The sequence below is a fragment of the Chitinophagaceae bacterium genome (assembly GCA_030053935.1).
Lineage (GTDB): Bacteria > Bacteroidota > Bacteroidia > Cytophagales > JASGCU01 > JASGCU01.
Map to the genome: position 1 here is coordinate 1 of JASGCU010000085.1, position 10,306 is coordinate 10,306.

The following is a 10,306-nucleotide window of genomic DNA, read 5'->3' on the forward strand; positions in this document are numbered from 1 at the left end:
GGGGGTTACTATTGATGGGTTCTAAAAATTCCTTAACCATTTCTAAAAAATCCCGCCATTAAAATGGTGGGATTTTTTTTATTATAAATTCTATAGAAATTTTTAAGAGAAAATTTGACTTCAAGACGAAAAAGTTTCACTTTGTAATAGTACATTGAAAGTTTCGTTTCGTATATATATACTTTTTTGTAATAGCATCTGCAAGAAAATTCATAAAATCTTGGGTAGTAAAAAGATTCCATTTATTATGAGTTAAAAAAAAAGCTCGCGTTTTTTCATGGAGCATACAATACTATGAAATGAGATTTGGAAATGTAACAACAGGATATTCTATTTTTTAGGGTATAGTTTTTCTTTTGCACGAGATATATTTATAAAGCATATAGATTTTTCAAAAAAATAAAAAAAAATTCCAAAGGGATACATGTTTAGAGAGTATATACGTAAAAAATATTTATTTGTTGAAAACATATTTTTTGTATATGAAAGACAAGACATTATTTTATTTTTTAGTAGGGTTTGGGATTTTGCAGATGTTTTTTTGTATGCTCTTTATAACGGCTTTTAGTTTTAGTATAGGGATGGTTATAAGTCCTGTGCTGTTTATTATATCTGTTGTGTATACTTTTTTGGTAAATTTTCTGCTGATACGGTTTTATTATAAAAAAAGAGTTCTTTTTTTTCTCAAAAACTCAGCTGTCATTGTTTTTTTATTGGGGAGTTCTCTCTTAGTTTCTCACCAATTTTATGATGGTAGTACGGATGGGATGTGGTATCACCAATCATCTATTTATTGTTTAAAAAATGGGTGGAATCCTTTTAAAGAGGAGTATTGTTCTTCTGTGGCAAGAGAGCATTTTCGGGTTCAAAATTTTCCAAAAGGAATTGAAATCCCTCAGGCGATTCTCTATTCTTTTTTTAATACCGTTGAAATTGCAAAGGCAATGAATTATTTAGTTCTCTTTGCGTCCATTTTTCTTACCGTAGCTTGTTTGCATGATGTTGGTAGATTTTCTCGGAAGCAAATAGTTTTAGGAACGGTTCTTCTTAATTGTAATCCAAGTGTATTTGCAAATCTACATACCTTTCTTATAGATGGACAAATAAGCAATCTGTTTCTTTGCTTTTTGGTCTCTTGTTATTTTATATGTAGATATAGAGTTGGATTTATTTTCTTTTTTTTATTCGGCATCTTACTTATTATACTCACGAGTGTGAAAGTTACTATTCTCCTTATTATAGGAGTCCTTACTCTATCATTATTATGTTTTGTTTTCTTACAGAAACAGTATATACTTTGTAAAAAAATAATTATATGTTCGGGTATCAGCGTCTTTATAAGTATAGCATTTATAAATTATCATCCTTACATAACCAACAGTCTTTTGTATAACAATCCCGTATATCCTCTTTCTTTGGACGATTCTGTGGATATGATAGGTAAAAATCAATACGATTCTGCTTTTTATTATGTGAATCATTTCAAAAAACTTGCTCTCTGTATCTTTGCCTCGGATGTAGATAGAGAGTACTTTGAATCGACTGGTATAAAAAAACCTCTTGTGGGTATTCCGTTCACTCCCAAGATAAAGGAATTTGTGTCCAGCAAAGGAGAGTTTTTTGCTGATTTTGGCATTTATTTTAGCGAGATATGTATTCTTTCCTTTGTATTACTTATGTTTGTTTTACACCAGTGTGCAAAAAAGAATATACAGTATTGTATCATCTATTTCCTCGGTTCTCTCCTTCTCTCTGTTGTAATAGTACCAGGGGGCTGGATTATGAGGTATGTTCCGCATTTTTGGTTTATTCCCGTGAGTATTCTTCTGTTTTATTATTATATATGCTCCGATTCCAAAAAAACAAAATATATAGTATACGCTCTTTCTTTTTATATAGGGGTAAACTATTGTCAGTCCTTACTTCCTCGCACTTATGCTTATAGTATGAAAACATATTCTATAGCATATCAATTAGAGCAAATGAAGCAATCACCTCAGCCCATAGAAGTAGAATTGGGAAGTATCCATAATAACCGTATATCTGGGAAAATACGATTAGAAGAATATGGAATACAATACAAAGATGTTATATTCTCTGAAAGGGATAGCTTGGTGTTAATGCTCAAGACGGGTATTTTAATCCGTGAAAAATCGCTTTCTCAAGATGTTACCAAACCCGCTCCGCTCCTATTCCTTGAAATACTAAAAGAAAAACTAAAAAAGTGACCGTTCTATAAAAACTCTCTGGTAAGTTGAAAAAGCACATACTTTCAAGTATGGGACCTTCTTTTTTGTATGTTCTGATTTCCTGTAGCGTCTGAACAAAGATACTTTACTGGGAATCCTTGTTTTTTTATATACATTCCCATAATTATTTATTTTTATTGTAAGAGAATGAGTCGTAGAATGATTCGTTTTGATAGAATGAGTGGATTTTTTTTAATTTAGTTTCACAGCGGTCTTCATTATAGAGAACAAGATTCAGTACCTCATACTATGACTTACATTCCAAAACGAAGAGTTTTTTTGGATACAATTAATAATTATTTATAATTTTAATCATACTACAATTATATGGATTTTCAATTAACAGAAGAACAAATAGCCATAAGAGATATGGCAAGGCAATTTGCGGAGAGAGAATTGTTGCCGGGAGTTATAGAAAGGGATGAGGAGGAGCGTTTTCCGAAAGAAGAGGTAAAAAAAATGGGAGAGTTGGGATTTTTAGGGATGATGATTTCTCCGAAGTACGGTGGGATAGGTGCAGATGCTCTTTCTTATGTATTAGCCATGGAAGAAATATCTAAAATAGATGCTTCCGCCTCTGTTTGTATGTCGGTAAATAATTCATTGGTCTGTGGTGGTTTAGAAAAATACGGGAATGAGGAGCAGAAGCAAAGATATTTAATTCCTTTAGCAAAAGGTGATGTAATAGGTGCTTTTTGTCTTTCAGAACCTGAGGCTGGTTCGGATGCAAGTTCTCAAAAAACTATAGCGGAAGACAAGGGAGACTATTACCTTCTCAATGGAGTAAAGAATTGGATAACAAATGGAAATAGTGCTTCTACTTATATTGTTATGGCACAGACAGATCCTTCTAAAAAACATAAAGGGATTAATGCACTTATTGTAGAAAGAGGTATGGAAGGGTTTGTAGTGGGTAAAAAAGAAAGAAAATTAGGAATACGGGCTTCGGATACTCATTCTTTATTATTTCAAGATGTGCGTGTTCCTAAAAAAAATAGAATTGGAGAGGAAGGATTTGGTTTTAAATTTGCTATGGAAGTATTAAATGGGGGGAGGATAGGTATTGCTGCTCAGGCATTAGGTATTGCTTCGGGTGCTTATGAATTATCTGTTCGTTATTCTCAGCAAAGGAAGACGTTTGGGAAGTTATTATCAGAGCATCAATCTGTTCAATTTAAGCTTGCAGAAATGGCTACAAGTATAGAGGCATCTCGGTTATTGTGTTTTCAGGCAGCTTTTTTGAAAGATAATGGTAAAGATTATTCGCAGGCAAGTGCTTTTGCGAAGCTTTTTGCATCTCAAACAGCTATGGATGTAAGCATAGAAGCGGTTCAAATACACGGAGGATATGGCTATGTGAAAGAATATCATGTGGAGAGATTAATGCGGGATGCTAAAATAACGCAAATATACGAGGGGACTTCTGAAATTCAGAAAATGGTGATAGCAAGAGAGATACTCAGGTCAAAATAACGATGCTTGCTCATCTATACATCTCCGAAAGAAATACCTAAACCTCTTGCGGCTTTTACTAAGTAAGAATCTGTATTTACGAGGTTTATTTCTTTTATGGCTTCGGATAAGGTAGTAGTTGCTATGGTATTATTTTTATAAACGACCATTTTTCCAAATTGTTTTTCTAATACCATCTCAAAAGCTTTTACTCCAAACTGGAGTGCTAAAATTCTATCAAAAGCTATGGGAGAACCTCCTCTTTGCACATGCCCTAAAACGGTTTCTCTTATATCAGCGGTGCATCCCGCGTCTTTTAGTTCTTGTGCTAAATGAAATGCTACTCCTCCAAGTCGTATATTTTCGTATCCTACCTCTGTATTTTTTTTGGTAACTATATTTCCTTTTTTAGGGTATGCTCCTTCTGCAACAACTATATTTGCAAACCCTTTTCCATTATTATATCTTTGTTCTATACGTTGTTTTATTTTTTCAATATCGTATGGTATTTCGGGGATAAGACAAACTTCTGCTCCTCCAGATATAGCTGCGTGAAGAGCTATCCAGCCAGCCGTTCTGCCCATTACCTCTAAAATAATAACTCGGTGATGACTGGCTGCGGTTGTTACTAATTTATCAAAGGCATCTGATGCAATTTGGACTGCGGTTTGAAATCCAAAAGTAAAATCTGTAGATGAAAGGTCATTATCTATAGTTTTAGGAACACCCACTACGGGAAGTCCTTTTTCAAAAAGATCTTGTGAAATACGTTGTGAACCATCTCCACCTATACTAATGACTCCTATAAAGCCCATTTTTTTTAGTTTGTATACGAGTTCATCACTTCTATCTACTCCTTTCCATGTTCCATCTGAGTTTTTGGTGGGCCAATTAAAAGGTCCTCCTTTATTTGTAGTTCCAATGATGGTTCCGCCTGTTACATGAATGCCTTTTACCACTTGATTATCTAACAAAACTAATTCCTGAGGATCTCGTAAAACTCCATTATATGCTTCCATACTTCCCCATATCTCCCAATTTTTTTCTTGTTGAGAACGCTTCACTATACCTCTTATTACAGCGTTTAATCCAGGGCAATCGCCTCCTCCGGTTAAAACTAATACCTTTTTTTTTGACATATTTTTATTATTTTTTAGGGGTTTCCTTTTTTATAGTCGGCAATAAATTTTTCTAAACCGCTATCGGTAAGAGGGTGTTTCAAAAGATTTTGAATGATTCCTAATGGGCAGGTTACTACATCGGCTCCAATTTCTGCACATCTTATTATATGGAGAGTGCTTCTAATAGAGGCGGCAAGGACTTCTGTTTCTATGCCATAATTTTTAAAAATATTTACTATTTGCTCTATTAAAAGCATTCCTTCGGAAGATATATCATCTAATCTTCCTATAAAAGGAGATACATAGCTGGCACCTGCCTTTGCGGCTAAGAGGGCTTGTCCCGATGTAAATATAAGAGTGCAGTTTGTCCTAATATTTTGATCGCTCAAAGTTTTTATCACTTTGAGACCTTCTACGGTAATTGGAACTTTTATCACTATTTTTGGGTCTATATCTACTAATTCGTATGCTTCATCTAGCATCTCTTGATAACTTTGTCCTATAACTTCTGCACTTACATTATTTGTTACAATGTTACAGATAGCTTTATAATGGGATAAGATATTTTGTTTTCCTCTTATATTTTCTTTAGCCATGAGAGATGGATTAGTAGTTACCCCATCTAATATGCCTAAGGAGTTTGCTTCACGTATTTCTTTTAGGTTTGCTGAATCTATAAAAAACTTCATTATTTTAAAATTATTATGATTATATTTGAATACTAAAAAAGCAGACCAAACATCGCACCGCTACAACCATTTACCCTTGCTTCATTCCTAACCTGGGGGATTCAACAGGAGCTGGTCGTGTTGGTCTGCTCATTGCTAATTTCTTTTTTTTTTTATTCTTTTTATATTTGTGGTATATTTTTGTGTATTTTAAGAAAATATTCTATCAAAAAATATCTTTATTTAAAAAATTGTAATTATTGACATTTAAAGAGTTATTTTTTTCGTTCTTTATCGGTAAAAACAAACTTTTTAAACAGATACAAAATATTTTATACAAATGTACAGAATAAAAACTAAAACAATATGCTAAAATCTGAAGAAGAATACTGGGAATTAAAAAAAGAAACAGAGAGGTTGCGAGCAGAGAACGAGAAGGTAAGAGCAGAGAACGAGAAGACAAGAGCAGAGAACGAGAAGGCAAGGGCAGAGAACGAGAAGGCAAGAGCAGAGAACTCCATAAAAGTAGAAAAAGAATGGGAAAGGATAAGTAAAGGTTTAGATAGATTAGAACGAGAAGGAGAGAAAACCGCTTCTACTCTTCGATCCTTAGGGTTTACTATAGGAGCGACTGTAGAAGAAATTTTTCTTAATTCCATTCAAAAAACAATGAAAATAAATGGAGTAGAATACTACGAGATAGCAAGGAACTATCTTGTTGTTTCCTCTGAAAACGGAAGACCATTAGCAGAAATAGATGCTCTCTTGTTCAATAAAAAATACATCTGTGTGATAGAAATCAAACACCGAGGAACAGAGGAAGATATGAAAAAATTAATAGAAAAAACAATTCCTACCTTTCAGACAGTAGAAACAAGGTTTCAAAAATATGAGATTATTCCTGTTCTTGCTGCAATGAGTTTTGACAGCGGTGTCCTACTCCAAGCCAAAGAACTTAAGATAACTTTGCTCAAATACAGAGGGGAACATTTTGAAGTTATTCATTAAAATTACCGAAATAGATACGAATATCTTTAAGATTCAAATGTAATACTTTGAATGTTAAAATAATTTATCTTTGTACCTGGGGATTTCCAAGGTTTTAATTCTATAAATTGATTCAAGAGAAATTTTTCTGTGATGGTTTCTTTTGAATTTGCGTTTTTATAAATGATTTGTAAGAAAGGATTGGGTAAAAAAGAGATATCAACCAATTGTATGTCTCTTTCTTCAGGTACAAAACAGAATTTTTTATCCGTAGAAGATGTTTCTATCATAAATTTTTTTGCAAAGTATGCGTTCATTTTTACATCTCTATAGAGAGCATTTATGATAGATTGTGGGTTATATTTTTGTATCACCAATACCTCTAAGGGTTCAAATCTTTGTGTTATTTCATTATTGGAGATTTCATAATGCCCGTCTTTATAAAAAACAATTATTTTTTCGTTTTCTTTGAAAATTCCCAATGCTATTCCTTTCCCTTCGTGATTCAGTCGTCCTGTTTGTGTATCAAACCAAGTTTTTCTCTCCTCTAAGGTAGATTTTCCTTCTGCTTTCATCTGTATTTTTCTGATAGGGTATTTGGTAAGAATATTTCCTTGGGCATTTCTTCCTTTTACATCTAAAGTAGCAAAGTCATAGAGAATTACTTTGTTTTTTGCTTTGCTTGTTTGCGAAAGTGTAACTTCAATTATCTCGGCTTCCCCATTGGCATTGGCACTGAAGTACATTATTTTAGACCCTTTTTCTCCTTGCGTTATAGCATATTCTTTATCGCGAGTAACACCTAATACTTGAAATCTTTTTGCAAAAGCAAAGTTCGTTTTTCCATCTATATATATTACGTTATATATCATTCTTTCATCATTTTTGTGGAATATATTTGCATATACAATATCTTTTCCCACAAATGTCTTCTCTTGAATCTTTACTACCTGCAATATTCCTTCTTTTCTAAATACAATGACATCGTCTATATCCGAACATTCACAGATATATTCGTCTTTTTTCATTCCATATCCTACAAAACCCTCTTGTTTATTGACATACAGCTTCTCATTATTTGCTGCTACCACAGATGCTTCAATGGTTTCAAAAGCAGTTATTTTTGTTTTCCTCTCTCTCCCCTTGCCGTATTTCGCAAGGATAGTTTGATAGTAACGAATAGTATAATCGGTCATTTTTGTCAGATTTTGTTCTACTTCTTGGAGTTCTTTTTCCGATTGTTGTATCAGTTCATCTGCTTTGAATCCATCATATTTAGATATTCTTTTGATTTTTATCTCCGTGAGTTTTGTAATATCTTCCTTTGTAATATCTCTAAAAAACATCTTTTTGAATGGTTCTAATCCACTATCAATAGTAGATATAACTGCTTCCCATGTCTCGCATTCTTCTATATTTCGGTATATTTTATGTTCAATAAATATTTTTTCTAGGGAATAGAATAGTATTTTTTCTAACAGTTCGTTTTTCTTGATTGTCAGCTCTTTTTCCAAGAGGTCTCTTGTTTGATAAGTAGATACTTTCAAGATTTCATCTACTCCCATAAAGGCAGGTTTTTCTTGAATAATAACACATGCATTGGGAGAAATAGATATTTCACAATCGGTGAAAGCATACAGGGCATCAATAGTAACATCCGGAGAAGTGCCTGGTGCGAGCTGTACCTCTATTTCTACATTTTCAGCAGTGTTATCAATAACTTTTTTTATTTTTATAGTCCCTTTTTCGTTTGCTTTAATAATACTTTCTATCAGGGAGCCGGTGGTGATGCCAAAAGGAATGTCCTTAATCAGCAATGTTTTTTTATCCGCTTCTTCTATTTTTGCTCGTATTCTCACTTTTCCTCCACGCATTCCTTTATTATAGTCGGTTACGTCCATCAAAGCGCCCGTAGGGAAGTCGGGGAAGATCTCAAACGGCTCGTCTTTCAATATACTGATAGATGCCTTGACAAGTTCTATAAAATTATGCGGTAAAATCTTGGTAGAAAGCCCAACTGCGATACCTTCTACCCCTTGTGCCAAAAGAATAGGGAACTTTACGGGAAATGTAACGGGTTCTTTTTTCCTGCCGTCGTAAGACATCTGCCATGTGGTGGTTTGTGGATTAAAAATAACCTCCAATCCAAATTTGGAAAGACGACCTTCTATATAACGAGCCGCCGCTGCACTATCTCCCGTCCTCACATCTCCCCAATTTCCCTGCGTTTCAATGAGGAGATTTTTCACTCCCATATTCACAATTGCTTCGGATATAGAAGCATCGCCATGAGGGTGATACTGCATGGTGCTTCCAATAATATTTGCTACTTTATTGAATCGCCCATCTTCCATTTCCCACATAGAATGGAGAATCCGCCGTTGAACTGGCTTCATTCCGTCTTCTATAGCAGGAACTGCCCGCTCCAAAATCACATAAGAGGCGTATTCCAAAAACCAATCTTGATACATCATCGAAATACCCGAAGCATCTTTGTTCAGTATATCTGTATGAATTGGGTTTACACCTTTTCCATCGTTTTTTTTATTGCTCATTATTCCTGTATTTGTGTGTTATAACTCTTTTTGTTTGCTTAGCTTTCTATCTCTTCTCTACTTCCAATACTTTCTTCTTTTTTGTAGCGACAAAAACATTTTGCTAAAATATATTTTTTATATATCAGAGAAAATTTTTATATGAATATGATATATCTGCTCTAAAAACATTCCTTTTTCCTCTTAATAAGATTTATTTTTTCCATTTCAGTGCTACCAAGATTTTTGTTATGCTCCAATAAAAGAATCGCACCCCATCTGACCATTTTATTATATAAAGTATAATAGATGAGTGGGTAGTCGGTGCAATGAAATGCTTGTGCTTCAAAAAACCAAGTTTCCCTCCCTTGAAATCCAAATAAAGACGGTAAAGTTTCTATTTTTATAAAAAAGAAAGGAGTTGTAATTCTTTTAAAAATAAAAACAAAAGATGCATACAAAAAAATGTGCCAATATATCCAAAACAAATACTGATAACGGATACAATAATTCTTTTTATCATGCGTATATGAGAAAAAAAACATATAAATACCCATATATTATACATCATAGTAGTAAAAATATATATGCTGATTATTTCTCCTTTATTTTCAGGGAAAAAATGTAGTATGGGAACAAATAAAAAAATGGCAAAGAGCTGTATGGATACTATATAAATATTGAGTATAAGGATTTCTACATAATTAAATGAGAATGTCTTACTACGAAAAAAACAATAAGTAAAAAAAGCAAAAATAGGAGTAGACAATATATTTATTACTGTAGAATACGCATTCGCAAGTTTCCAAAAATCCATAAAATATTCGGAATATATTTTTTCTATCGAACTAAAAGAAGTTCCCTCAAAAAAAAATGAGGGGGGGGCTTCATCCGCTATAATAAAAACATCATAGTATACAGTAATGATAGTAGTTAAAGTCCCTACTATAAGTAAGAATTTCATCGGTTCATACAGTTTATAATGATTTCCATAGATGAATTCTCTTATGTTTCTCCCCGGATCCTTAGTTAGTGTAAGGCATTTAAACGTTTGGACAAATAATCTATCAAATCCAATATCTAAATTCACTATAAAATCTTTAAAAAAAAGGGTAAAATTAAATCTTTTGATATCACAACTCATCCCACAATTAGAACAATTATTATAAGTATCATGAATAAAGTGACGGCAGTTTTTACATGTATTGCCCCGTGCATATTTCATAGATATATTTCATTTTTAATGGATAGCTCTTTTAGTTATAGGGTTTTGGTCATCAATTCTTAATCACTTT

Annotated in this window: 7 protein-coding genes; 3 read left to right on the forward strand and 4 right to left on the reverse strand. The window is 33.2% G+C overall.

Features of this window, described 5'->3' with window-relative positions; genetic code table 11:
* The first annotated feature begins 482 nt into the window (after nucleotides 1–482).
* Together QM536_08165 and QM536_08170 are read left to right on the forward strand one after the other, a co-directional pair.
* The gene (locus tag QM536_08165; protein ID MDI9356978.1) at nucleotides 483–2,228 is read left to right on the forward strand and encodes a hypothetical protein; all 1,746 of its coding nucleotides are present in this window, start codon (nucleotides 483–485) and stop codon (nucleotides 2,226–2,228) included.
* A gap of 348 nt (nucleotides 2,229–2,576) precedes the next feature.
* Nucleotides 2,577–3,722, forward strand: coding sequence for an acyl-CoA dehydrogenase (locus tag QM536_08170; protein MDI9356979.1), 1,146 nt, complete (start codon nucleotides 2,577–2,579; stop codon nucleotides 3,720–3,722).
* Between the two features lie 14 nt (nucleotides 3,723–3,736).
* Here the strand turns inward: QM536_08170 and QM536_08175 are convergent, their stop codons facing one another.
* Entirely contained in the window at nucleotides 3,737–4,840 is a 1,104-nt protein-coding gene (locus QM536_08175) for an ATP-dependent 6-phosphofructokinase (protein MDI9356980.1), read from the reverse strand.
* 14 nt (nucleotides 4,841–4,854) lie between these two features.
* On the reverse strand, nucleotides 4,855–5,511 hold the full coding sequence (gene fsa / locus QM536_08180) for a fructose-6-phosphate aldolase (protein ID MDI9356981.1): 657 nt from the start codon (nucleotides 5,509–5,511) through the stop codon (nucleotides 4,855–4,857).
* Between the two features lie 345 nt (nucleotides 5,512–5,856).
* Between fsa and QM536_08185 the strand changes: the two genes are divergently transcribed.
* Nucleotides 5,857–6,498 carry a hypothetical protein gene (locus QM536_08185; GenBank protein MDI9356982.1) on the forward strand — a complete coding sequence of 214 codons (642 nt, stop codon included), beginning with the start codon at nucleotides 5,857–5,859 and terminating at the stop codon, nucleotides 6,496–6,498.
* A 26-nt stretch (nucleotides 6,499–6,524) separates the two neighbouring features.
* Here QM536_08185 and QM536_08190 read toward each other — a convergent pair whose 3' ends face one another.
* Nucleotides 6,525–9,032, reverse strand: a complete 2,508-nt coding sequence (locus QM536_08190) for a DNA gyrase/topoisomerase IV subunit A (protein MDI9356983.1) — start codon at nucleotides 9,030–9,032, stop codon at nucleotides 6,525–6,527.
* A 382-nt stretch (nucleotides 9,033–9,414) separates the two neighbouring features.
* Complete coding sequence (locus QM536_08195) at nucleotides 9,415–10,236, reverse strand: hypothetical protein (protein MDI9356984.1); 822 nt, start codon at nucleotides 10,234–10,236, stop codon at nucleotides 9,415–9,417.
* Nucleotides 10,237–10,306 lie beyond the last annotated feature (70 nt).

What these genes read in the sequence shown, in the direction of transcription:
- QM536_08165 (MDI9356978.1), top strand. Translation starts at nt 483, where the DNA reads ATGAAAGACAAGACATTATTTTATTTTTTAGTAGGGTTTGGGATTTTG.
- QM536_08170 (MDI9356979.1), top strand. Translation starts at nt 2,577, where the DNA reads ATGGATTTTCAATTAACAGAAGAACAAATAGCCATAAGAGATATGGCA.
- QM536_08175 (MDI9356980.1), bottom strand. Translation starts at nt 4,840, where the DNA reads ATGTCAAAAAAAAAGGTATTAGTTTTAACCGGAGGAGGCGATTGCCCT.
- fsa (MDI9356981.1), bottom strand. Translation starts at nt 5,511, where the DNA reads ATGAAGTTTTTTATAGATTCAGCAAACCTAAAAGAAATACGTGAAGCA.
- QM536_08185 (MDI9356982.1), top strand. Translation starts at nt 5,857, where the DNA reads ATGCTAAAATCTGAAGAAGAATACTGGGAATTAAAAAAAGAAACAGAG.
- QM536_08190 (MDI9356983.1), bottom strand. Translation starts at nt 9,032, where the DNA reads ATGAGCAATAAAAAAAACGATGGAAAAGGTGTAAACCCAATTCATACA.
- QM536_08195 (MDI9356984.1), bottom strand. Translation starts at nt 10,236, where the DNA reads ATGAAATATGCACGGGGCAATACATGTAAAAACTGCCGTCACTTTATT.